The following is a 23,159-nucleotide window of genomic DNA, read 5'->3' on the forward strand; positions in this document are numbered from 1 at the left end:
GATGGCTCTTCCTGACTCAGGCGGTTTCGATGGCGTGGAAGACGAGCGCTGCGGAATAGACGTTCGGCAGCGACTGGATGGTGTTGAGCAGCGTGCCGAGGCTGCCGGCATCGGGCGCTTCGGTCACGACGACGAGCTTGCCGCGCGGATCGCGGCCGTGGATCTCACAGCCCGGCAGCGCGGTGATCTTGGCTTCGACCTCGGCGAGGCGTTCGGGACGCGCCTGCACCAGGATGCTGGCGATCTCCGCGCCCGGTGGCGCGATGACGCGATCGGCGCCGAGCACCCGGCCGGTGATCAAGGCGCGGCGGTTCAGTGTGGCGTGAGCCATGATGCCTGTCTTTCGCTGGTTGCGGATCAATGCGGGGAGGGCGGCGGGCCGGGAGGGCCGGCAAACATCTGGTAGATCCAGACGCCAAGGCCGTAAGTACCGACCGTTCCGACCGCGAGCACGGGCATCACGACCGCGGTCAGGAACAGGAAGGCGAAAATCTCCATGCGCTTACGGCGCACGCGCGTCGTCGCGTCGTCAGTGGCCGACATATTCGGTCTCTTGAAATGCTGTGGGGAATCGAGACGGCATCCGGGCCGTCGCCTTGGCCAACCTTAGATACCAGCGAGCCAACAAGGCGTTGATTTGGATCAATCGGCCGCCCAACCGGATGTCGCAGCACGCTCTGTCCGTGCCCGAGGTATGAGGGCCGGCTGCCCGGATAAATCCTCCCGCGCGGCGGAATGAGCGCTCCGTAGACAGCGCCGTCTCACGCATTAAGATGCGATTAACAAAAAGAATGCGGGAGAGCGACGCCATGAAGTTCGGCATCTTCTACGAGCTGCAACTGCCGCGGCCCTGGGGAGCGGGTGACGAGCTCAGGCTCTATCAGAACGCGCTCTCGCAGATGGAGCTCGCCGACGAGCTCGGCTACGACCATGCCTGGGTGGTCGAGCATCACTTCCTCGAAGAGTATTCGCATTCGCCTTCGCCGGAATCCTTCCTCGCCGCGGCCAGCCAGCGCACGCAGAAGATCAGGCTCGGCCACGGCATCCTCCAGCTCACCACCAACCATCCGGCGCGCGTCGCCGAGCGTGTTGCGGTGCTCGATCTGCTCAGCAACGGCCGCTGCGAATTCGGCATGGGCGAGAGCGCATCGATCACCGAGCTGGAGCCGTTCGGCCGCGACATGGAGACCAAGAAGGAGGTGTTCGAGGAGGCCGTCGCTGCGATCTTTCCGATGTTCAAGGACGCCGGCAGCGAGCATCACGGCAAATATTTCGACATCGCCTTGCGCAACGTCGTGCCGAAGCCGGTGCAGAAGCCGCATCCGCCACTGTGGATGGCCTGCTCGCAGCTGCCGACAATCGAGCGCGCCGGCCGTCACGGCTTCGGCGCGCTCGGCTTCCAGTTCGTCAGCGCCGATGCCGCGCATGCCTGGGTGCACGCCTATTACAACGCAATGACCAAGCGTCTGCACAAGCTGGCCGACTACGAGATCAACCCGAACATGGCGCTGGTCTCGTTCTTCATGTGCGCGAAGACGGACGAGGAGGCGCGTGCGCGCGCCGATGGCGCTACCTTCTTCCAGTTCGCGCTGCGCTTCTACGGCGCCGCGCAGAACCGCCAGCGGCCCGCGCCCTACACCGTCAACATGTGGGACGAATACAACAAGTGGAAGCGCGACAATCCGGAAGCCCAGGAGGCAAGCTTGCGCGGCGGCCTGATCGGCTCGCCCGAAACGATCCGGAGGAAGCTGAAGCGCTTCCAGTCCTCGCACATCGACCAGGTCATCCTGCTCAATCAGGCCGGCAAGAACAGCCACGAGCACATCTGCGAATCGCTGGAACTGTTCGGCCGCGAGGTGATGCCGGAGTTTCAGAACGATCCGGCGCAGGCAGCCTGGAAGCAAGGCGTGATGAGCGGCGAGATCAAGCTGGAGGAGATCGACACCGAGGCCTTCACCGACCGCTACGGCAAGGTCGCGATCAATGTGGCGCCGGTGAAGGCGGTGGGATAGACGCGCGAACCTAGTCCCAATATGGAATGGCTGGGCGGGCGATCATCAGCCAGAAGATGACCAGCACGGCTGCGAACGCCGGAAATCCGAAGGCAAACCACCAGCGGAAGAGACGGTAATACCTGCCAGGCAGCTTGGTGTTGGTCGCGACCGCTAGGACGGCAAGATCGCGCATCTGCATCTGCATCCACACCACCGGCAGCCAGAAGGCGCCGGTCACCAGATAAAGTGCGATCGACGCCGCAACCCACCCGTCGCCGAGGGAGTACCCGCTCGACCAGGCGAGCCATGTGCCGGTGATCGGCTGCAGGATCACGGCACTCGCCGTGAACAGGAAGTCGGCCAGCACCACCGTCCGCGCGACCCCCGCGATCTCGCGCGGGTCGCCGCGCAGATGCGCAACGAGCATGAAGAAGGCGATGCCCGCACCGGTGCCGAGCAGGACCGCAGCGCCGATGATGTGCGCCATCTTCACGAGGAAGTAGAGCATCAGCGATCCTCCCGGATCGCCATCGCGACCAGGTTGAGCATGATCACCGGCCAGATCTTCAGCATCGGCCCCAGCGGATCGGTCCACAGCCGCGGCACCAGCGCCGTGCCGATCACGGCATAGGTCAGTGAGATGATCAATGCGGCCCACAGCCCGTAGCGGCTCAGAGGACGGTAAAGGATGGCGCAGCCGATGGCGAGGTCGGCGAGCGCGCCTGCGGTGACGGTGAGCGCCGCGACGTTTTCTTGCAGCCCGCCTTCCCGCAGCAACGACATGCCGATATCCCAGCCCGCGCTCAGCGAGATGATGCCCGTGGCGATCCAGAACGCGCCGAGGACGACGAAGATCAGCGGCTTGAGCGCATAGAGCCGCGCGAACCAGCGCTCCTGCACCGAGGCAGGCTCACGTGCGAGCGCGGCCTCGAGATCGCGTGGCGCAACGCCTGTCACTTGACGCCAGAGCCCGGGGTCGCCGGTCGCGCCGCGGCGCATTTCCGCCTGTGCGGTCGCATTGATGGGCGTTCGCCACCCCAGCAGCTGTGCAACGTCACCCGCGCGGTACGCGGCCGAAGCCAGCCAGGAGGGTAGGTGCAGGCGGTAGGCTGGCCGCCAGCGCAGCCAGGCGCGAAACAGCGCGACCGCGTCGCTGAAGGCGATCCGCCTCGGGCCGGCGAGATCAAGTGCGACCCGGGAGGGAGCGCCGGGTTGCAGGAAGAACAGCACGGTTTCGACGACGTCGTCGAGATGCACCGGTTGAATGGCGGCGGTGCCGGGCATCACCGGCAGGACCGGCAGCGCGGCCAGCCCCCGCAACAGCGCACTGCCGCCGTAGGCCGGCCGGCCCACCACGACCGAAGGACGCAGCACGACCCAATCGAGCTCCCGTGCCGTCAAGGCGGCTTCGCCCTCCCGCTTGGTGCGGGAAAAATCGCTGAGCGCATCGACATTGCTGCCGATCGCCGAGAACAGGATGACGCGGCGGACGCCCGCGCTTTCGCAGGCAGCATAAAGCGCCGCGCTGCCGGCGACATGGACGCCTTGCATATCCTGTCCCTGCAGCGCGCCCGCCGCATTGATGACGGCATCGACGCCCGCAAGAACGCCCTTCCATTCTGAAATGTCGGTGCGAGCGAGATCGAGGGTGATGTGGTGCCGGTCGAACGCCGTCGGTGGATGTCGCGACACCAATACGCATTCATGTCCTTCGGCGGACAGTCTGGCGTAGATGGCCGATCCGATAAGCCCTGTGCCCCCGACGAGAAGAATGCGCATAGACTGCTTCTTCGATCGGCGGCCAGGACGGCGCAAACCGCTGATCAAGCTCCAAAGATGTGGAGAATAAAGCGGGTGTGATGCGATCGTTCCTCGCGGCTCCGGCGTCCAAACGTCGTGATCGACTCGCTACGTCGGCAGGTCGGGTCGGCCATTGCATGGTATTTGCGCTGAGCCGGGCGGGCGCCGCAACCTGTCTGCTCGATGCCGGCGAATATCCCGATCGGCGGCGCTCTCGGTGCGGCCCGCTGATCAGTCGGATCGGGTCCGTTAAGTCATGTTGCTGACGCAATCTCTGTCTTAGTCGGTGACAACTTAAAAACACTGCGTGGGAACCTCCCCGGTTCGCACAACGGTTCCAAGCCAAGGTTGGCTCGAGTCCGCAAAACATCAGCGCAAGCTTCATGGACGCTTTCGCGTTCGCTTGCCCTGTTTGCGGTTCCGGGAACCGGATCGGAAAATCACAGGAGTTATGATGCTGTTCCGCTCGAGCGCCGCACTTTGCGGCGCCCTGGTTGCGCTTGCCGTTTCTGTTGCCGTTGCGCGAAGTGAAACGCGTGGAGTTCACTCAAGTGCCGTCGTCGATGCCGCCTCCGGTGATGCGGTCGTTGGCGCTGCATCCATGTACAATCCGTTCAAGCCGGGCAAGGAGGAGGGCGGTCCGAAGACAGCCTCCGGCGAGCGTTATGATCCCTCTGTCTGGTCGGCTGCCATCAAGACGAGCCTGCGCCGGAAATTCGGCGGGGTCCAATTCGGTGCGAGGCCGAAATATGCCCTCGTCGAGGCCGTCGGCAAGAAGGTCATCGTCAAGATCAATGACGTCGGACCGCTCAGGCCCGGCCGCATCATCGACTTCAACGAGCGCACGATGCGCCATTTCGATCCGAGCCTTGAACTCGGAGTCATCGATGACGTGCGAGTTAGCCCGCTTTCAGGGGACTACTGGACAACGGGGCCGGTGGGCTGAACATCGCTCGCGATTGAATTACACCTGCGTTGGCGACTTCCGTTGCTGGACCCGAAGCAGACCTGCCAAGCGCTTGTCGCCGGAGATCGTCTGTGACCCGAAGCAAGACGTGAAGAGATGAAGTGGTTGCCTTGCATCTGCCCTATCTGCTCACTGCGGTTCGGGTGGCATCATTGTCGGCAAGGACAAGCGAATCCGCTGTGAGAAATCGGCTGCGCCATCGGCCGCCTGTGCGGCTTCGTTGATCAAGGACGCCCGCCTCAGTTCATCAAACGGCAGCGTCGTCTCTATCCGGCCGGAGTGGTAGAGGTAGCTGTCGATCAGTCCGTTGAATAGGTGTCGAATGTCGAAGCGCCCCCGCCGGCCCGCCGCATTTGCATAGCGCACGATGTTGATCGTGCAGCTGTTCGTCAACAGATGGTAGAACTCCGGCTGATCGGCGAGTTCGTTGATGCGCGTCAAATAGATCATCAGCAGCCGGCGCGCGTCGTCAGCCGATGTATTGAGGCGATACAGGTACACCGGCTCGTGGCGATGGTTGGTGCGTACGCCCACAACGTCACGCTCTTCACCCACGACGTAGATCAGCTCGAATTGCTTGAACAAGGAGGCGACGGGCGCGAAGCCTTCGCCAACCTCGGGACGCGTCTCGATGGAGATGGCCAGTGGTGGCGCATTATCGAAGACAAAACTCACGAACGTGTGTCCGACCGGCCCCTCGGTGAAGTAGGAAACGTAGAAATCGAGGGCCATCAAGTGCGACAACGACACCTCGCGCTCCTCGTACCGCACCGTGAAGTCGCTTCGACTCCGGTAGTCGAAATTACGGACACCGGTCAGGTGCACGCGGTCGCCGTCGATGACCGCCCGCGGCATCACCGCGACTTCCGGTCGCCAATGGCGGTCGTGCGATGGAGGGATCGAGATCCACCATGCGACGACACCGAGAAACATGACGAGGAAGAGAACGGACATCCGCCGTTGGCGCGAACGCCAGAGCGCCCAGATTGCAAAGCCCGCAAACGCTCCGGCCGCAACCGTGCGCAGCCCGCCCCAAGGCAAGTTCGAATAATAGATGGCCAGCACGGCCCATGTGACGAGCATGATCCGAATGAGAAAGCCAATTGGCTTTCTCGGCCAGCTGACCAACATCGATACGAATTTACGGACTGAAATCACCTGGCTGCTCCTGCCGCAAGCTTTGGCGATGCCTTTCGACAGCTCCGTTGTGTCAGTTCACCTGTCGTTTCATTGCGAATGTTTACACGCTACAGTAGCTCTTCGCGAGCTGGAAGCGATGGCCTCGTTCTTTACCGCGCGTTGGCAGGGCTGCGCGCCACTCGGATGATGCTGCTGTCCGGCGCATTCGGAATTCCTCGTTGTCCTCAGTGGAGTCCCAATGACAGGCCTTTGGGTGCTTGGATTTGTGCTCGGCATCGACCTGATCTCCCACGGCATAGCCTGGCTGACCTATGCATGGCGGCCGGCGGCGAGAACGGCATAGCGGAAACGAGTCGATAAAAGGGAGTGCGCTGGTGGCGATCGCAGTTGAAAGACCAATGCTCCTGATCAAGAAGCTCGCGGGTATGCTTCTCCTGCTCTTCGGTTTGCTGATGACGGCGATCGGCTTGAGCAGCGAGTCCAGCGGATTCACCGCGATCGGTGTTGCCTTCCTTGTTGCTGGCGCGATCTTCCTGGTTCTCAAGATCATGAGGCGCAACCAGGGCGATCCGCTCTGACCGAGGTCGCGAGATCGGTCTGTCGCCGCGAGAGCCATGCACAGCATCGCCATCGCGAAGGTCTGGCCGCTTCGACCGAACGCAGCCGATACGCAACGAAAGGGGCCGGGCGCGGTGATGTCAGGAACTCTCCTGAATGAATTGTACAGCGCGCTGCGGATTCGACCGTCGATGAGCGGAACATGCCGATCGTTGTCGATCGCGGTGGTGCTCTCGACCTGGATCGATGGAGCGAGCCTGGCGCAGCAAGCGTTTCAGGCAGGTGGCCCGGCCACGCTCTTTCAGAACGTCCGCATCTTCGATGGCAAGAGCGCCACGCTGTCCGCCTCCTCCAACGTTCTGGTGCGCGGCAACAAGATAGAATCAATCTCGCTACAGCCTATAGCGGTGGATAGCCGGGCGGACATTCGCATTGTCGAAGGCGGCGGGCGCACACTGATGCCCGGCCTCATCGACAACCATTGGCATGCGATGTTGATCCGGGTCACGCCGGCACAGTCGTTCGGCGACGTCGGCTACGTCAATCTTGTCGCTGGCGACGAGGCCACGCACACTCTCATGCGCGGCTTTACCAGCGTTCGAGATGTGGGCGGGCCGGTGTTCGGGCTCAAAAGCGCCATCGACGAAGGTATCATCAAGGGCCCGCGCATTTATCCGTCCGGCGCGGTCATTACGGTCACGAGCGGGCATGGGGACTTCCGCCAGCTTACCGACCTGCCGCGGACGATCGGCGGCATGCTCACCCGCATGGAACAGACCGGTGGGGCAATGATTGCGGACAGCCCCGACGAGGTCCGCGTCCGTGTCCGCGAGCAGCTCATGCAAGGCGCTTCCCAGGTCAAGTTGACGGCCGGCGGCGGAGTGTCGTCGCCTTTCAGCCCGATCGACGTGACCACGTTCACCGAACCCGAAATACGCGCCGCCGTTGAAGCGGCTGAGAATTGGGGCACGTATGTCGCTGCGCATGCCTTTACGGCTGCTGCGATTCGGGGAGCCATTGCGGCCGGGGTGAAGTGTATCGAACACGGCTTCCTGATGGACGACGCAACAGCGCAACTGATGGCGGAGAAGGGTGTTTGGCTGAGCATACAGCCTCTCCCCGAGGATCTGAGGCTGGGCTTTCCCGTAGGCTCCATCCAGCGAGCCAAGGCGGATGAGGTCTGGCCCGGCATAGCCAGATCCTACGAGTTGGCGAGGAAGTACAAGATCAAGACGGCGTGGGGCACCGACGTCCTGTTCTCTGCAGCGCTGGCGCGCCAACAGGGGGCCATCCTGGCCTCGCTCGCTCGCTGGTACACGCCCGCCGAGGCGCTGACCATGGCGACATCGACAAACGCCGAATTGCTGGCGCTGTCGGGCAAGCGGAATCCCTATCCCGGCAAACTCGGCGTCGTGGAGCAGGGCGCACTCGCGGATCTGCTGCTCGTCGACGGAAATCCGCTGGACAATATCGGCCTTCTTGCCGACCCCGCCAACAATCTCAAGATCATCATGAAGGATGGAATTATCTACAAGGATGCGCTTGCCCGTTAGCTAGCAACGTCATCGCCCTGTTCGATTGACAAGGTCGCGCACGATCCCGAAGCTAAGTACGAACCCATGCCGGGCAACTCGGCTCGTGGTCCCTCAGCGAAGTGGCGGCGCACCTCGTTGAGGTCCGCTTAGTGAGGCATGGCGGACTGGACTTGCATGGGGAGTTCTTCGCATTTTGACCCTAAGCGGACGCCGCGTTGATCTAATAGCCGCCCTTCGAGAATGGGGCAGCAGCGCGCACAGCATCGCCCAAGTCAATACTCAAGCGTGCCCTTGCCTCGATTGGGTCCATAGCTTGCGCCACAAAGGGCACTTTGGGCAAAACGACGGTAAGCACGCGCACGATAGCTGCCTGCTCCATTTTTTGTCCCTCATCGTGAGGGGCGTCGGGGGCAAGGCCACCTTCTTCATCATCTCCCAGATACCGAGAGTGTGGTCCTCTAACGCTGCAATCGCGTCCTGCATCTGCTCGTCGGTAAAGAACGTGCCCATTAGAAGCTCTCGGTGCGGCTTGGTGGTCACTTGAGAGCGCCGTCTCGCCTCATTGCCGACTTCATCTCGGCTATGGTTGCGCTCGCAGGAAGACGCCACTCCTTGAGAACCCAAACGCCACAGAACCAGCCCAATCCCGCTCCAATGATCGGAGCGACGATCAACGGCAAAAGTCCAAAATTGAGAACGAGATTTCCCAAGAAGAAGCCAAAGGCCCCAAGGGCCGCGATAACCCCCGCGTAGGAAAACTTGTCCAGAGATCCCACGGGCCACCAACTGCAGTTGTATCTCGCAACTTAGATCATCTTAAAACAACTAAATGATTGTTAGCGGAATGCCTCAGATTGCATGACCAAAGAGTCCGCTGCTGGCCCATCGCTTCCGTCAGGGAATAGCGGCGAGTTGTCCGCAGCGGGGTAAACCGGAAGCGCTGGAGCGCTGGTCAAATCGGCCCTTCTGACCCGAAGCGGCCATGAGAGGGATGTCCCAAATGCGTTGACCGACTCTCCTCCCCGTGTAGTCTCTGCAACCTGACGCTTAATTTGTGGAGTTGTGGAATGAAGAGGTCGGCTATCGCTATCTCATCGACGCTCACGTTCGCATCCGTCGCAAGTGCGCAGAATGCTATTCCGGTTACGGTCGACAATTTCCCAAGGGCGGAAACTGATCATTATCTTACCACCAACACAAAAGAGGCAGGTGGGATCGGCAAATTACATCACAATCGCGAGGCGACTGCGATAGATAACCAAACGGTCATCCGTATGAACCGGGATACTCTTTATTCGTTCGCAGCGTTCGATCTTGCCACTGGGCCAGTGACGATCACGCTGCCGGACGCCGGAAAGCGATTCATGTCGCTGATGGTCATCGACGAAGACCACTATGTCCCCATGGTGATTTACGACGCAAAGCCGCATACACTTACCAAAGAAAATATAGGCACTCGATATGCAGTTGTAGCGATCCGCACCTTGATTGATCCAACTGATCCCAAGGATGTCGATGCTGTGCACAAATTGCAGGATGCGATTAAAGTAAACCAGAGAGACCCGGCAAGCTCGAGCTTCCCAATTGGGACGAAGCCAGCTTGAAAGAGGTGCGAGATGCCTTGCTCGCTCTGGCGAAGCACTCTCCGAGCTTTGCTCGTGCATTTGGAAGAAGAGGCAAGTCGATCCGGTTAAGCATTTGATCGGAACAGCAGCCGGTTGGGGCGGAAATCCCGACAAGGACGCGAGCTATGCGAGTTTCAACCCGCTCAAGAACGACGGTAAGACGATTTACAAATTAGTCGTTCCTAAGAACGTTCCAGTAGATGCGTTCTGGTCTATCAGCCTCTACAATGCGAAGGGCTTCTTCGAGAAGAATTCCTATGACGCCTACTCGGTGAACAACATCACTGCCAAAAAGAATGCTGATGGCTCCGTCACGGTCCAATTCGGCGGCTGTGACGGCAGGATCGCAAATTGTTTGCCAATTATGGACGGTTGGAACTACACGGTGCGAATGTATCGGCCTCGGGAAGAAATTCTCAGCGGCAATTGGAAGTTTCCTGAGGCGCAGCCGGTAAACTGAATCAACGAGCGTCTGCTACTGGCCCGTGCCTGACCTTGGCCCAAAGCGCCGCAAGGTCCGCTTCCTGTAGCTGACCCGAACAGGCGATGCGAGCGGACAAAGACGGCCTTTGGGACCCACTACGGCCATTGTTGTGAGCAAAAGCGGATACTTCTATCGAACCAGGTAGTGTCTTCGATCTCCAGTACCAATGTATATCGAGACGACCGCGCCTGAAACTTGGGAGGAGAGAGGGCATGCTCATAAACGCCAAGGCGGCAACCAGGCTTCCTGCCCGGGACCTGAATCGGGCGCGGGCGTTCTATTCGGAAAAACTTGGGCTTGATCCGGTCGAACAGCGTGAGGGTGGGCTCCGCTACGTCTGTGCGGGCGGTGAGTTTGCGATCTTCGTCTCGGCTGGAATGCAATCCGGCACGCACACGCAGATGGCCTGGGAAGTCGAGGACATCGAGACGACCGTGCGCGAGCTTCGTGCCCGGGGAGTTGAGTTCGAGGAGTATGACCTGCCAGGTCTGAAGACCGTTGATGGGATCGCGGAGATTAACGGGAATTATCCCAGCAAGGGGATCGGTGAGAGAGGCGCTTGGTTCCGCGACAGTGAAGGCAACGTGCTGGGAATCGGGCAGCCAATCCGATCATAAGGTACGCTCCGCCGTTCGGCGTTAACCACAGCCAGCGGTTCCGGTCTGAGCGAAATCGCTTGGAAGTTTCTTAAATTTTGCTGGGTACCTCTCTTGGGCATGGTGACCTGGGGAGAGACGTGAGCAAGCGAACCAAACGTGGAAAGGCGGAGACGCTCGCACTCCCAGTGGTCGCGAGAGTTGCAATTGGCGCAGTGGCCGTCGCCGCATTGGGTTACGGTTTGCTGTCTCGCCCGGCGAGCGTGCAACCGGTGCGAAAGCCGTCCGCGCACCAGGCCATGGCATCGTCAACTCCGGTCTACGTGGCAACTCCAGTTCATGCATCGGCGCCCGCTCCCGCTCCGGCGCCGATTCCAGCCCCGGCGCCCCTGGTCGAACCGCCAAGGGCCGACGCTGATGCTCCCGGAGCATTGGTCCGCCAGGTGGTTGACTACACGAGCCGCCAGGCGCCGGGTACCGTCATCATCGATACCGGAAACACTTTCCTCTATTTCGTCCTGAACGACAGGCAGGCGATGCGCTATGGCATCGGTGTTGGCCGCGAAGGTTTCACATGGTCCGGTGAGCAGACCGTGGCCCGCAAGGCCGAATGGCCGGATTGGCATCCGCCTGCGGAGATGGTCTCGCGTCAGCCCTATCTGCCGCGGTTCATGGCGGGCGGCCCCGGCAACCCGCTCGGCGCCCGGGCGATGTACCTGGGCGAGACCGAATATCGAATTCACGGCACCAACAATCCCGCGACGATCGGGAAGAAGGTGTCGTCTGGCTGCATCCGGCTGACCAACGAGGACGTCACGGATCTCTACGAGCGGGTGAAGGTCGGAGCGAAAGTGATCGTGCTTCCGGCAACCGCTGCCCGTCGTCCGGGAACGCCGCCCGACGTCGCCTTCCGATTGCCGGATCCGGCATCGCCGTCGAAGCGGCCCTTGGCGGCCAACGCGCAGATGATGTCACCTGGACCGAAGATCGCCGAGGCCCGGTAGTTCCAATTCAGCCCGTCCCTGTCGTTGGGGACAGACGCCGGCGTCGGACTTCGCTAGTCTCCTGGAAACGAGAATCTGGGAGAGACCGCCTTGAGCACCGCGCCGCGCATCGACATCGACCCTGATACATTCTGGACCGATCCCTATCCGATGCTCGCGAAGATGCGGAAGGAGACGCCGATCGCGTTCGTGCCGCAGCTCGGCTCGACACTGCTGACGAGCCGGGACGACATCTCGATCTCAGAGAAGCAGATCGACGTGTTCTCCTCGCATCAGCCCGGCGGCCTGATGAACCGGCTGATGGGCCACAACATGATGCGCAAGGACGGCGAGGCGCACCAGGTCGAGCGCCGCGCGATGTTTCCGACGGTGTCGCCGAAGACCGTGAAGGCGCACTGGACCGCGCAATTCCAGGCCCATGCCGACCGTATTCTCGATTCGATCGAGCCGGGCCGGATCGATTTCATGCGTGACTTCGCGCTGCCCTTCTCCGGCGAATGCCTGAAGTCGATCACGGGCCTCACCAATATCGGCTTTCGCGACATGGATGCGTGGTCGCAAGGCATGATCGAGGGCATCGCCAATTATGCCGGCGACCCCGAGGTCGAGGCGCGCTGCCACGCGGCGACCTCGGGCATCGACGCCGCGATCGATGACATCCTGCCGGTGATGCGCAAGAACCCCGACCAGAGCATTCTCGGCATCCTGCTCGCCTCGGGCATGCCGATGGAGAGCGTGCGCGCCAACGTCAAGCTCGCGATATCAGGCGGCCAGAACGAGCCGCGCAAGGCGATCGCCGGCACGGTGTGGGCGCTGCTGACGCATCCCGAGCAGCTCGATCTGGTCCTGCGCGGTGAAGTGTCCTGGCTCCAGGCGTTCGAGGAATACGCCCGCTGGATCTCGCCGATCGGCATGTCGCCGCGACGGATCGCAAGGCCGTGGAGCATCCGCGACGTCTCGTTCGAAACCGACGAGCGCGTGTTCCTGATGTTCGGCTCCGCCAACCGCGACGAGAAGCACTTCGAGCGCGCCGATGCGTTCGACGTGAGACGAGATACGACCAAGAGCGTCGCCTTCGGCGCCGGCCCGCACTTCTGCGCCGGCGCCTTCGCCTCGCGCGCCATGATCGCCGATGTCGCCCTGCCGACCGTGTTCGCCCGTGCGCCGCGGATCGAAATCGCTGACGACGAGCCGGTCCGGATCGGCGGCTGGGCGTTCCGCGGGCTGCTCAATCTGCCGGTGAAGTGGCAGCACTAGGCGACGAGGGGCCCGCCTGTCCTCCTGGCGCAGGATGACATTCTGCTACTGTGTCGCCCGACGGGTCAAGTTTGTTTCGCTAAAAGCGAAATTCGTTTCGAAACAAGACCTTGGCTACTGTGCATGGGGTTGTTTTCGCATTTCTTTGGTTCTTGGCCCCCGTGCGTTGCGATTGTCACATTCGCGTGCGGAAAAAATTCGCGCTGCATTCGTTCCGCGGATTGAAAGATTAATCATGCGCTGCACCTCGCGCACAGTGCGCGCATCGCTATTTTTCCGCACGTCTCGACACCTCCGATCAGCCGCACCATCATTCCCGAACGCAGATGAATGACGGCCGCGCGGCCGGGAGTGTGGAATGCAGCGTCGGGACTTTCTGAAACTGTCGATTGGAACAGCGGCCGCCGCTGCCTTCGCCTCGCCCGCAATCGCGCAAGGCGCGGTGAAGGAGATTCGTATCGGTTACCAGAAGAACGGCGTGCTGGTCATCACGCGCCAGCAGGCCGCTCTGGAAAAACATTTCACCCCGCAGGGCATTGAGGTGAAATGGGTCGAATTCTCCTCTGGTCCGCCCATGATGGAGGCGATGAATGTCGGCAGCGTCGATTACGGCGCGGTCGGCGATTCCCCGCCGGTGTTCGCACAGGCCGCCGGGGCCGCGATCGTCTATGCCGCCGGCCAGCCGATCACCAACGGCCAGGGCATCCTGGTGCCGAAGGATTCGCCGATCCGCACCATCGCCGAATTGAAAGGCAGGCGCGTCGGCTTCACCAAGGGCTCCAGCGCCCACAACATCGTGGTGCAGACGCTGGAGCAGGCGGGCCTTACCTATGCCGACATCACGCCGGTCTATCTGACGCCGCCGGACGCCGGCCCGGCCTTTGCCAATGGCGGTATCGAGGCCTGGGCAATCTGGGATCCTTACTTCGCGATCGGCGAGACCAGGCAGAGCGGCCGCATCCTGATCAATGCGCGCGAGGTCACCAAGACCAATTCGTTCTACATCGCCAATCGTGACTTTGCGAAGAACCACGGCGCGATCCTGCAACAGATCGTCGAGGTCACCACCGCGACCGCCAAATGGGCCGAGCAGCACCGCGACGAGGTCGCGAAATCGCTCGCTGCAGTGACCGGCATTCCTCTCGACATCCAGACCATCGCGGCGAACCGCTCGTCGTTCGTGGTCGGCCCCGTCACCGACGACATCGTCGCGACCCAGCAGGGCGTCGCCGATCGCTTCCACAGGCTCGGCCTGATCCCGAAGCCGATCGTGATTCGCGACATCGTGTGGCGCAACCCGGCAGCCTGATCGTGCCGACCGGCCTGCCCATCAAAAAGGGTTTGAAGATGAGACGCATCGTTCAACGTCTGATCGCGGCCATCGCGCTGTCGATCGGCATCGTCGCCGCGGCGGTCGGCACGACCTACGGTTAGGGGAACATCCATGAGCCAATCCAAAAGCAACATCCTCTGGTTCCTGCCGACCCATGGTGACGGCCGCTATCTCGGCACCGGCATCGGCGGACGCGAGGTCGACTTCAACTATCTGCGCCAGATCGCGCAGGCCGCCGACCAGCTCGGCTATTTCGGCGTGCTGATCCCGACCGGCCGGTCCTGCGAGGATTCCTGGATCGTCGCCTCGAGCGTGGCGCCGTTCACCGAGCGGCTGCGCTATCTCGTGGCGGTACGTCCCGGCCTGCAATCGCCGAGCGTGGCGGCGCGCTTGACGGCGACGCTCGATCGCATCTCGAACGGCCGGCTGCTCGTCAACGTCGTCACCGGCGGCGATCCGGTCGAGAACAAGGGCGACGGAGTCTTCCTCGGCCATGACGAGCGCTACGAGGTCACCCGCGAGTTCCTGGGCGTCTACAGCGACCTGCTTGCCGGCAAGACCGTCAATGTCGAAGGCAAGCACATCCGCATCGAGGGCGGCAGGCTGCTGTTTCCTCCGGTGCAGTCGCCGCGGCCGCCGCTCTATTTCGGCGGATCGTCCGATGCCGGCATCGACGTCGCGGTCGACACCGTCGACAAATATCTCACCTGGGGCGAGCCGCCGGCGCAGGTCGCCGAGAAGATCGCGAAGGTGAGGGAGGTTGCCGCCGCGCGGGGCAGAAGACTCTCCTTCGGCATCCGTCTGCACGTGATCGTCCGCGAGACCAACGAGCAGGCTTGGCGCGCCGCGAACGAGCTGATCAGGCATGTCAACGACGACACCATCGCGCTGGCGCAGAAGAACTTCGCCCGTATGGATTCCGTTGGCCAGCAGCGTATGGCGCAGCTCCATGGCGGCAGGCGCGACAAGCTCGAGATCGCGCCGAATCTGTGGGCCGGCGTCGGGCTCGTGCGCGGCGGGGCCGGCACCGCGCTGGTCGGCGACGCCCAGACCGTCGCGGCGCGCATCAGGGAGTATCAGGATCTCGGCATCGATACCTTCATCATGTCGGGCTATCCGCATCTGGAGGAAGCCTATCGCTTCGCCGAGCTGGTGTTCCCGCTACTTTCGCTGGAGCGGCCGAGCAACGTGACGAAGCTCCATTTCAACGGCGGTCCGTTCGGCGAGACGGTCGGCAGCGATCTCCGTCCGCAGCACCGGGTGTCGCAGTCATGAGCCTGATCGACAGCATTTCGTTTCCGCGCAGCCTGCGCCTGCCGCGCCTCGACGGCCTGATCCAGTGGATCGTGCCGCTCGCCATCATCGCGATCTGGCAGGTCGCGAGCGTGACCGGCTTCGTGCCGACCCGCGTGCTGCCGGCGCCGAGCGACGTCGTGCTGGCCGGCTGGAAGCTGCTGCTCTCCGGCGAGCTCGTCCGCAACATCTGGGTCTCGTTCTGGCGCGCCTCGATCGGCTTCCTGATCGGCGGCGGCATCGGCTTCGCGTTCGGCCTCGCCAACGGCCTGTCTCAGCTCTCGGCCAAGCTCACCGACACCACGCTGCAGATGGTGCGCAACGTGCCGCATCTGGCGCTGATCCCGCTGGTCATCCTCTGGTTCGGCATCGACGAGAGCGCAAAGCTGTTCCTGGTGGCGCTGGGCGTGTTCTTCCCGATCTATCTCAACACGCTGCACGGCATCCGCACCGTTGATCCGCAGCTGATCGAGATGGGCCGCATCTACGGCATGACCGACGGCGAATTGTTCTGACGCGTCATCTTCCCTGGCGCGCTGCCCTCGATCTTCGTCGGCATCCGCTTCGCGCTCGGAATCATGTGGCTGACCCTGATCGTCGCCGAGACCATCGCGGCGTCCTCAGGGCTTGGCTACATGGCGATGCAGGCGCGTGAGTTCATGCTGATCGACGTCGTCGTGCTCTCGATCCTGATCTACGCTCTGCTCGGCAAGCTCGCCGACAGCGCCTCCCGGGTGCTGGAGCGCCTGACGCTCTCCTGGCACTCCGCCTTCCAGAAACGTTGAGCCAAAATACTGGGAATCACATGCAGACAGCGCTTCGTACGTCCCTTCCCGAGACCGAGCTCGCCAGCCGCGCCGATTTCGTCCCTCATGCTCGTGTCGTGCATGGGGAGCGTCCGGTTCACACCGGCGGCCGGCCGCTTAGCATCCGGGGCTTGCGCAAATCCTTCTGCGACAACGAGGTGCTGCGCGGCATCGACCTGCACATCCCCGCCGGCCAGTTCGTCGCGATTGTCGGAAAAAGCGGCTGCGGCAAGAGCACGCTGCTGCGTCTGATCGCCGGCCTGGACGGGATCGACGCCGGCAGCATCAGCTTCGGCGGTGACGTCCAGCCCGAAGACATCCGCGTGATGTTCCAGGAGCCGCGGCTCTTACCCTGGGCCCGCGTGCTCGCCAATGTCGAGGTCGGCCTCGGCCGCGATCGTGCCTCCAGCGATGCGCATGCGCGTGCCGAGAAAGCCTTGAGCGAGGTCAGTCTCGCCGACAAGCGCGACCAATGGCCCTCGGTGCTGTCGGGCGGACAGAAGCAGCGCGTCGCGCTCGGCCGCGCGCTGGTCTCGCGCCCGCGCGTGCTCGCCTTCGACGAGCCGCTCGGCGCACTGGACGCTTTGACCCGCATCTCGATGCAGCGGCTCCTGGAGCGCGTCTGGCGGGACCAGGGCTTTACCGCGATCCTGGTGACCCACGACGTCTCCGAGGCCGTCGCCCTGGCGGACCGGGTGCTGGTGATCGAGGAGGGCCGCATCGCCCATGACGTCACGGTCAACGCGCTCCGGCCGCGCCAGCGTGGCTCGGCAGAGCTTGCAAGCCTTGAAGGCTCGATCCTGAGCCACCTTTTGTCGGCGGACGATCGTACCTAAATGAGAGGGAACCCCGCTTCGGGGAGCAATGCCATGAATGTAGTGCCCCGCGATCTCATGACCGAAATCCCCGTCTCGTCCGCCGATTTCCGCGGCGCCATGCGCCACCTCACCGGCGGTGTCAGCGTCATCACCGCCGGGCGGGGCAAGGATATTACGGGTATGACGGTGACCTCGGTCTCCTCGCTATCGGTCGAGCCGCCGACGCTGCTGGTCAGCATCAACCGCGATGCGTCGTCCTTTCCGCTGATCAGGCGCCACGGCGCCTTCGGCGTGAACATTCTCAATGCCGACCAGCTCGATATTGCCGAGCGCTTTTCCGGCAAGGGCGGGCTGAAGGGTGCCGATCGTTTCAAAGGCGCCGAATGGGTGACGGCGGTCTCCGGCGTTCCGCTCCTGGTTGGCGCGCTCTCGGCCTTCGATTGCGAGGTCGAGGAGATCGTCGAACGCCACTCGCACGGCATCGTTATCGGCCGTGTCAGGAATATCAGGAACTCGGCCCGCACCGCCGCGCTGGCCTATTGGCACGGCCAGTATGTGGCGGTCGATCAGGACGAAGACGCGGCCAGGCTCGCGGATGTCAGCCTTCCCGCGCGCGGCCGGCGCGGCATTTGATCGCCGCGCGTGGCGGCGCCGAAGGCTGGCCTTTTCCCCATCATCGCTCTAGAAGCGCCCTGAGCCTTCCCGCCGGGACGGCAGAGGAGCGGAACGATGAAGCGCATCGCGATCCTAGCGTTCTACGCCGTCGGCGCGCTCGCGATCGCCTATCTCGCGCTCTACGCCTATGCGACGTTCCGCGGCCAGCCGATCGTGCCGGGCGACCCCATCCACATCTTCCGCAAGCCCGACGCGCCGAGTTATTCGTGACGACACTGTGCCCTCGTCATGGCCGGGCTTGACCCGGCCATTCACGTGCACCGGCGATTTCGGAGAACGTGGATGCCCGGGTCAAGCCCGGGCATGACGGAAGAGTGTGGGCTACCCCCGCAAAATCGCCAGCGCTAGCGCCTGCGCGCGGGGCACGATGCTGTCGAGCTCGAGATATTCCTCCGGCGTGTGCGCGAGCCCGCCGACCGGCCCGAGGCCGCAGATGGTCGGCGTGCCGACAGCGGCGGTGAAGCCGGAATCGGCGCAGCCGCCGGAGAATTCGCCCTGCAGCGTGGTGAGCCCGACCTGTCTTGCGGCAGCCTGATAATTTTCGAACAGCGCCTTCGAATCCGCGCTCTGCACCACCGGCACGAACTCGCCCTTGATCGTGAGCGTTGCACTCGTGCCCGGCACGTAGGACGTCGCGACGATCGTCTCGATTGCGGCCATCACCCTCGCGCGATCCGCCGGATCGACGTAACGCAGGTCGATCTGACCCTCGGCGTAAGGCGCCGTGGTGTTGACGGACTGCCCGCCCGAGACCAGGCCGACATTCAGCGTGATGCCCTTGTCGAGATCGGTCAGCGCATGGATATGGACGATCTTGTGCGCGAGCTCGCCGATCGCGCTGATGCCGGCAGCAAAGTTGGCGCCGGAATGCGCGGCTTTGCCTGTGACGGCCATGTGCATGAAGATGCCGCCCTTGCGCCCGGTGACGACGTTGCCCGTGGGCCGGCCGGGCTCGGAATTGAACACCGCGCGCGCGGCGCGTCCCTCGCGTTCGATCACCGGGCGCGAGGAGGGCGAGCCGATCTCCTCGTCGGAGGTGATCAATACCTTGATCGGGTGCGGCGAGCCGCCGAATTTGTGGAAGGCGGTCGCCACGAACACGTTCATGACGAGGCCGGATTTCATGTCGGCGACACCTGGTCCATAGGCGCGGCCATCTCGGATCGTGAACGGACGCTGCCCGGCTTCGCCCTTGCCGAACACGGTGTCGCGATGCCCCATCAACAGCACCGGCTTCTCGTTGCTGCCGGGTTTTGCAACCTCCGCATGGATCGCGTCGCCGAAGGCGGCGTTGGCCTCGCGCCGGAACGGAATGCCGTGCTCGGCAAAGTGCCGCTCGAACCGCGCACCGACCGCATCGACGTCTTCCTTGTCGTAGGACCCGGAATCGATGTTCACGACGTCGCGGAGCAGATCGATCATCGCCTGCCGCTGCGACGCCAGCCAATCCGTGATTTGAGCTTCAGACATGTGGTTCCTCGCGTATTTTCGGGCGGAGTTATAGGGCCTGGCGCGAGGATGGCCTAGTCGCGTGGCGCGCTCCCGTTATGCGAGGACCGCTCTCTCCGCCGTCATTGCGAGCACAGCGAAGCAATCCAGTCTGTCACCGCGGAGGGATTCTGGATTGCTTCGCTCCGCTCGCAATGACGACGATTGGCGGCCTGCATTCAAACGAGATGCCCGGGACTGAGCCCCGGGCATCTGCATTCTCTCAACCAGCGTGGCCGCCTACGCCCCCATCATCGGCATCCGCGGATACTCACCCGGCGTTCCCGCGGGCGGGATCGGGATGCCGCCGTCGGCATATTCGTTGAGCTTGTTGCGCAGCGTGCGGATCGAGATGCCGAGGATGTTGGCGGCATGGGTGCGGTTGCCGAGGCAGTGCTTCAACGTCTCCAGAATCAGGTCGCGCTCGACGTCGGCCACGGTGCGCCCCACGAGTGCGCGAGTCACCTGCTCGGCGGCCATGGCGGCATGCGCCACGGCCGGCGCGGTCTTGGCGAGATCGAGCCGGTCACCGTCCGGCGTGATGATGGCGTCGGGTCCGATCTCGTCGCCGTGCGCCATCAGCACCGCGCGATGCATGGTGTTTTCGAGCTCGCGGACGTTGCCCTGCCAGCGGTTGGCGGAGAGCACGCGGCGCGCTTCCGCCGAGATCGGGCGCAGCGGCACGCCGTTGCCCTCGGCATATTTCTTCACGAAGTGCTGGGCGAGCTCCAGGATGTCGGCAGGGCGCTCGCGCAGCGGCGGGATCTTCAGATTGACGACATTGAGGCGGAACAGCAGATCCTCGCGGAACGTGCCTTCGCGCACAGCCTCGGCGAGATTGCGGTTCGAGGTCGCGATGATGCGGATGTCCACCGGCACCGGCTTGGTGCCGCCGACGCGATCGATCACGCGCTCCTGGATCGCGCGCAGCAGTTTCGATTGCAGGCGGACGTCCATCTCCGAGATTTCGTCGAGCAGCAGCGTGCCGCCGGTCGCCTCCTCGAACTTGCCGATGCGGCGCGCGACCGCGCCGGTGAAGGCGCCCTTCTCGTGGCCGAACAGCTCGGATTCCAGGAGGTGCTCGGGGATCGCGGCGCAGTTGATGGAGATGAACGGGCGCTTGGCGCGCGCCGAGCGGGTGTGGACGTAACGGGCCAGCACCTCCTTGCCCGTGCCGGATTCCCCGGTGATCATGACCGAGGCGTCGGAGCCGGCGATCTGCTGGGCGAGCTTGATCACCTTTGCCATCGCTTCGTCGCGATAGACCAGCTCGCGGGAATCGTTGGCGACGGCGGCGAGCACCGCGGCGATCAGCTCCGGATCCGGCGGCAGCGGGATGTATTCCTTGGCTCCCGCATGGATCGCGGCGACCGCGGCGCGGGCGTCGTTGGTGATGCCGCAGGCGACGATCGGCGCGTGGATGTGCTCGGCTTCCAGCCGCAGCACGAGGTCGCGAATGTCGAGGGCGACGTCGACCAGCAGGAGGTCGGCGCCCTTGCCGCCGCGCAGCACGCGCATCGCCTGCTCGTGATCCTCGGCATGAGTCACGGTGGCGCCGTTCTCCATCGCGATCTTGGTGGCGGTGGTGAGCTGGCCCTTCAATGTGCCAACGATGAGAAGCCGCATGTCAGTCTCCTGTCCGTCTGTTCGCGCTGCCGCGCGTCATGTCCTTGCGTCTTGTGCTAGCCGCGTTCGGCCTTGATGATTTCCGTCATGGTGACGCCGAGCTTGTCCTCGACCAGGACGACTTCGCCGCGGGCGACCAGCTTGTTGTTGACGTAGATGTCGATGGCTTCGCCGACGCGCCGGTCGAGCTCGAGCACGGTGCCCGGTCCGAGCTTCAGGAGCTCGCCGACGTCCATCTTCGAACGGCCGAGCACGGCCGAGACCTGCACCGGAACGTCGAACACCGCTTCGAGGTCGGCGGCGGCACGCGCCGCATATTCGTCCTCGTTGTAGCCGACGTCGGCTCCGGTCGGCGGCATCGGGCCGTTGAGATCGGGCAACGGGACCTGTCCGTCGGTGTCGCTCATGGCTTAGCTCCCCCTGCGGGACGCGATATAGCGTCCGACCATTTCGTCGATCTTGGCCAGGATGGCGCCGCGCTCCAGCACGACGCCGCCATCGGCCCATTCGATCCGGCAGTCGCCGGTGGCAATTTCCGGCTCGGCCAGGATCACCAGCCGGCCCTCGAAGCCGCTCTGTTTGGCGAGCCGCTCGATCTTCTCGCGCGCGGCGTCGTAGAGCGCATCGTTGATGCGGACGACGAGATGCGGCGTCGCGACCAGATGCGAGAAGCAGTCCTTGACCAGCGCGATGACCTCGCCGAGCGGCTCGGCGGCGACCAGGTCGGCGCACAGCTTGCGCGCCACCGCGACCGCGACCTCGACCGCCTCGGTCTCCATCCTGGTCTCGATGCCGCCGATGCCGGAGGCGACGCCCCGAATTGCGATGTTGATCTCCTCCATGGCGAGCGCGACGCGGCGGTCGCTCTCGGCCTTGGCCTCGCGCTGACCGGCGGCAAAGCCGTCCTGGTAGGCGCGCGCCTCGGCTTCCGCGACCTTCTGGGCGATCTCGGCTGCGGTCGCGGCCTTCTCGCGCGTCGCCCGCTCGGGCGCTGCGAAGTCGGTATCGAACAGGAATTTTGCCGGAGCGGCCATCAGTACACCAGCTCGTCGTCGGCGCGGTTCTTGGTCAGCATGATCTCGCCCTTGGCGGCGAGGTCCTTGGCGAGGTTGACCAGAAGCGCCTGGGCCTCGTCGACGTCGCGCAGGCGCACCGGGCCCATCGCCGCCATGTCGTCCTGGAGCATCTTGGCCGCGCGCGAGGACATGTTGCCGAAGAAGAAGTTGCGGACGTCCTCGTTGGCGCTCTTGAGCGCGACGCCGAGCTTGTCCTTGTCGACGTTGCGCATCAGGGTCTGGGCGGAGCCGGAGTCGAGCTTGACGAGGTCGTCGAAGGTGAACATCAGCGCCTTGATCCGCTCGGCGGATTCGCGGTTGTCCTCTTCCAGAGAAGTGATGAAGCGGGTTTCGGTCTGGCGGTCGAAATTGTTGAAGATTTCCGCCATCACCTCGTGGGCGTCGCGACGGCGGGTCTGCGACAGGTTGGACATGAATTCGGTGCGCAGCGTCTTCTCGACGCTCTCGATCACCTCCTTCTGCACCGCCTCCATCTTCAGCATGCGGTTGACGACGTCGAGCGCGAGCTCCTCGGGCAGGATGCCGAGCACGCGGGCGGCGTGCTCCGACTTCAGCTTCGACAGAACCACGGCGATGGTCTGCGGGTATTCGTTCTTCAGGTAGTTGGCGAGGACCTCTTCCTGCACGTTGGAGAGCTTCTCCCACATGTTGCGCCCCGCGGGGCCGCGGATCTCGTCCATGATGCCGTTGACGCGCTCCGGCGGCAGGTATTGCTGCAGCAGCCGCTCGGTGGCGTCGAAATTGCCCATCAGCGCGCCCGAGGCCGACATGCGCGAGACGAATTCGAGCAGCATGTCCTCGACGGTGTCGACCTCGACGGTGCCGAGCGTCGACATCTCCAGCGAGAGCTGGCGCACCTCGTCGTCGTCGAGCAGGCTCCAGATCTTGCCGCCATATTGCTCGCCCAACGCCAGCATCAGGATCGCGGCACGCTTCGGCCCGGGCAGCTGCGCGAGGCCCTTGCCGTCGGCGGCGCGGATGCCGGCGCGCTGACCGAGCGTGGAGATCACGCTGGTGATGTCGTTCGAATTGGCGTTTTGCAGACTGGCGGCCATGTCAGATCACTTCTTGATTCACTTGGCGG

General features: G+C 63.4%; 24 protein-coding genes and 3 pseudogenes. 17 read left to right on the forward strand and 10 right to left on the reverse strand.

Features of this window, described 5'->3' with window-relative positions; genetic code table 11:
- Window positions 1-16: 16 nt before the first annotated feature.
- Complete coding sequence (locus EHH60_RS29605) at window positions 17-331, reverse strand: chaperone NapD (protein ID WP_124162902.1); 315 nt, start codon at window positions 329-331, stop codon at window positions 17-19.
- A gap of 26 nt (window positions 332-357) precedes the next feature.
- Complete coding sequence (gene napE / locus EHH60_RS29610; protein WP_124162903.1) at window positions 358-543, reverse strand: periplasmic nitrate reductase, NapE protein; 186 nt, start codon at window positions 541-543, stop codon at window positions 358-360.
- 266 nt (window positions 544-809) lie between these two features.
- Here napE and EHH60_RS29615 point away from each other — a divergent pair, with 266 nt between their 5' ends.
- Window positions 810-2,012, forward strand: coding sequence for an LLM class flavin-dependent oxidoreductase (locus EHH60_RS29615; protein WP_199752166.1), 1,203 nt, complete (start codon window positions 810-812; stop codon window positions 2,010-2,012).
- A gap of 10 nt (window positions 2,013-2,022) precedes the next feature.
- Here EHH60_RS29615 and EHH60_RS29620 read toward each other — a convergent pair whose 3' ends face one another.
- Both EHH60_RS29620 and EHH60_RS29625 read right to left on the reverse strand, forming a co-directional pair.
- Window positions 2,023-2,502, reverse strand: coding sequence for a DUF2269 family protein (locus EHH60_RS29620; protein WP_124162905.1), 480 nt, complete (start codon window positions 2,500-2,502; stop codon window positions 2,023-2,025).
- The gene (locus EHH60_RS29625) at window positions 2,502-3,773 is read right to left on the reverse strand and encodes an SDR family oxidoreductase (RefSeq protein WP_124162906.1); all 1,272 of its coding nucleotides are present in this window, start codon (window positions 3,771-3,773) and stop codon (window positions 2,502-2,504) included. Before EHH60_RS29625 ends, EHH60_RS29620 begins: the two co-directional genes overlap by 1 nt.
- 108 nt (window positions 3,774-3,881) lie before the next feature.
- Between EHH60_RS29625 and EHH60_RS38185 the strand changes: the two are divergent.
- Window positions 3,882-4,019 (forward strand): annotated as a pseudogene (locus tag EHH60_RS38185) (LuxR family transcriptional regulator); the annotation flags it as partial.
- A 226-nt stretch (window positions 4,020-4,245) separates the two neighbouring features.
- Window positions 4,246-4,740 (forward strand): RlpA-like double-psi beta-barrel domain-containing protein, encoded by a 495-nt coding sequence (locus EHH60_RS29635; protein ID WP_199752168.1) that lies wholly within the window; start codon window positions 4,246-4,248, stop codon window positions 4,738-4,740.
- 150 nt (window positions 4,741-4,890) lie between these two features.
- Here EHH60_RS29635 and EHH60_RS29640 read toward each other — a convergent pair whose 3' ends face one another.
- Window positions 4,891-5,826 (reverse strand): Lnb N-terminal periplasmic domain-containing protein, encoded by a 936-nt coding sequence (locus tag EHH60_RS29640; protein WP_245454622.1) that lies wholly within the window; start codon window positions 5,824-5,826, stop codon window positions 4,891-4,893.
- Between EHH60_RS29640 and EHH60_RS37735 the strand changes: the two genes are divergently transcribed.
- The 14 genes and pseudogenes from EHH60_RS37735 to EHH60_RS37740 all read left to right on the forward strand — a co-directional run bounded on the left by EHH60_RS37735 (window position 5,816) and on the right by EHH60_RS37740 (window position 18,095).
- The gene (locus EHH60_RS37735; RefSeq protein ID WP_199752181.1) at window positions 5,816-6,088 is read left to right on the forward strand and encodes a hypothetical protein; all 273 of its coding nucleotides are present in this window, start codon (window positions 5,816-5,818) and stop codon (window positions 6,086-6,088) included. The genes EHH60_RS29640 and EHH60_RS37735 overlap by 11 nt on opposite strands.
- Window positions 6,089-6,275: 187 nt before the next feature.
- The gene (locus tag EHH60_RS29650) at window positions 6,276-6,479 is read left to right on the forward strand and encodes a hypothetical protein (RefSeq protein ID WP_349629086.1); all 204 of its coding nucleotides are present in this window, start codon (window positions 6,276-6,278) and stop codon (window positions 6,477-6,479) included.
- A 171-nt stretch (window positions 6,480-6,650) separates the two neighbouring features.
- Window positions 6,651-8,012 (forward strand): metal-dependent hydrolase family protein, encoded by a 1,362-nt coding sequence (locus tag EHH60_RS29655; RefSeq protein WP_124162929.1) that lies wholly within the window; start codon window positions 6,651-6,653, stop codon window positions 8,010-8,012.
- A 1,049-nt stretch (window positions 8,013-9,061) separates the two neighbouring features.
- Window positions 9,062-10,079, forward strand: a pseudogene (locus EHH60_RS29660) (DUF1214 domain-containing protein).
- A gap of 236 nt (window positions 10,080-10,315) precedes the next feature.
- On the forward strand, window positions 10,316-10,720 hold the full coding sequence (locus EHH60_RS29665; protein WP_124162909.1) for a VOC family protein: 405 nt from the start codon (window positions 10,316-10,318) through the stop codon (window positions 10,718-10,720).
- A gap of 119 nt (window positions 10,721-10,839) precedes the next feature.
- On the forward strand, window positions 10,840-11,703 hold the full coding sequence (locus EHH60_RS29670) for a L,D-transpeptidase (protein WP_199752179.1): 864 nt from the start codon (window positions 10,840-10,842) through the stop codon (window positions 11,701-11,703).
- Between the two features lie 90 nt (window positions 11,704-11,793).
- Window positions 11,794-12,960 (forward strand): cytochrome P450, encoded by a 1,167-nt coding sequence (locus EHH60_RS29675; RefSeq protein ID WP_124162911.1) that lies wholly within the window; start codon window positions 11,794-11,796, stop codon window positions 12,958-12,960.
- Window positions 12,961-13,318: 358 nt separating this feature from the next.
- A complete protein-coding gene (locus EHH60_RS29680) occupies window positions 13,319-14,269 on the forward strand; it encodes a sulfonate ABC transporter substrate-binding protein (protein ID WP_124162912.1) in 951 nt (316 codons plus the stop codon).
- Window positions 14,248-14,394, forward strand: coding sequence for a hypothetical protein (locus EHH60_RS37260; protein ID WP_158626787.1), 147 nt, complete (start codon window positions 14,248-14,250; stop codon window positions 14,392-14,394). The genes EHH60_RS29680 and EHH60_RS37260 overlap by 22 nt, the downstream gene beginning before the upstream one ends.
- Window positions 14,395-14,404: 10 nt before the next feature.
- Window positions 14,405-15,568: an FMNH2-dependent alkanesulfonate monooxygenase gene (gene ssuD / locus EHH60_RS29685; protein WP_124162913.1), complete on the forward strand. Its 1,164-nt coding sequence runs from the start codon at window positions 14,405-14,407 to the stop codon at window positions 15,566-15,568.
- A pseudogene (locus tag EHH60_RS29690) lies at window positions 15,565-16,371 on the forward strand (ABC transporter permease subunit). Before ssuD ends, EHH60_RS29690 begins: the two are co-directional and overlap by 4 nt.
- Before the next feature lie 20 nt (window positions 16,372-16,391).
- The gene (locus EHH60_RS29695; protein WP_124162914.1) at window positions 16,392-17,228 is read left to right on the forward strand and encodes an ATP-binding cassette domain-containing protein; all 837 of its coding nucleotides are present in this window, start codon (window positions 16,392-16,394) and stop codon (window positions 17,226-17,228) included.
- A gap of 33 nt (window positions 17,229-17,261) precedes the next feature.
- Entirely contained in the window at window positions 17,262-17,843 is a 582-nt protein-coding gene (locus EHH60_RS29700; RefSeq protein ID WP_124162915.1) for a flavin reductase family protein, read from the forward strand.
- 96 nt (window positions 17,844-17,939) lie between these two features.
- Entirely contained in the window at window positions 17,940-18,095 is a 156-nt protein-coding gene (locus tag EHH60_RS37740; RefSeq protein ID WP_199752170.1) for a hypothetical protein, read from the forward strand.
- 111 nt (window positions 18,096-18,206) lie between these two features.
- Here the strand turns inward: EHH60_RS37740 and EHH60_RS29705 are convergent, their stop codons facing one another.
- From EHH60_RS29705 to fliG, 5 genes are all read right to left on the reverse strand, one after another.
- Complete coding sequence (locus tag EHH60_RS29705; RefSeq protein WP_124162916.1) at window positions 18,207-19,355, reverse strand: M20 family metallopeptidase; 1,149 nt, start codon at window positions 19,353-19,355, stop codon at window positions 18,207-18,209.
- Between the two features lie 258 nt (window positions 19,356-19,613).
- Window positions 19,614-20,999: a sigma-54-dependent transcriptional regulator FlbD gene (flbD, locus tag EHH60_RS29710; protein ID WP_124162917.1), complete on the reverse strand. Its 1,386-nt coding sequence runs from the start codon at window positions 20,997-20,999 to the stop codon at window positions 19,614-19,616.
- A 56-nt stretch (window positions 21,000-21,055) separates the two neighbouring features.
- Window positions 21,056-21,406: a flagellar motor switch protein FliN gene (gene fliN / locus EHH60_RS29715; protein ID WP_124162918.1), complete on the reverse strand. Its 351-nt coding sequence runs from the start codon at window positions 21,404-21,406 to the stop codon at window positions 21,056-21,058.
- A gap of 3 nt (window positions 21,407-21,409) precedes the next feature.
- On the reverse strand, window positions 21,410-22,033 hold the full coding sequence (locus tag EHH60_RS29720; protein ID WP_124162919.1) for a FliH/SctL family protein: 624 nt from the start codon (window positions 22,031-22,033) through the stop codon (window positions 21,410-21,412).
- Entirely contained in the window at window positions 22,033-23,130 is a 1,098-nt protein-coding gene (gene fliG, locus EHH60_RS29725; protein WP_124162920.1) for a flagellar motor switch protein FliG, read from the reverse strand. The genes EHH60_RS29720 and fliG overlap by 1 nt, the downstream gene beginning before the upstream one ends.
- Between the last annotated feature and the right edge of the window lie 29 nt (window positions 23,131-23,159).

Origin of the sequence: Bradyrhizobium sp. RP6 (assembly GCF_003837805.1) — a bacterium.
Classification (GTDB): domain Bacteria; phylum Pseudomonadota; class Alphaproteobacteria; order Rhizobiales; family Xanthobacteraceae; genus Bradyrhizobium.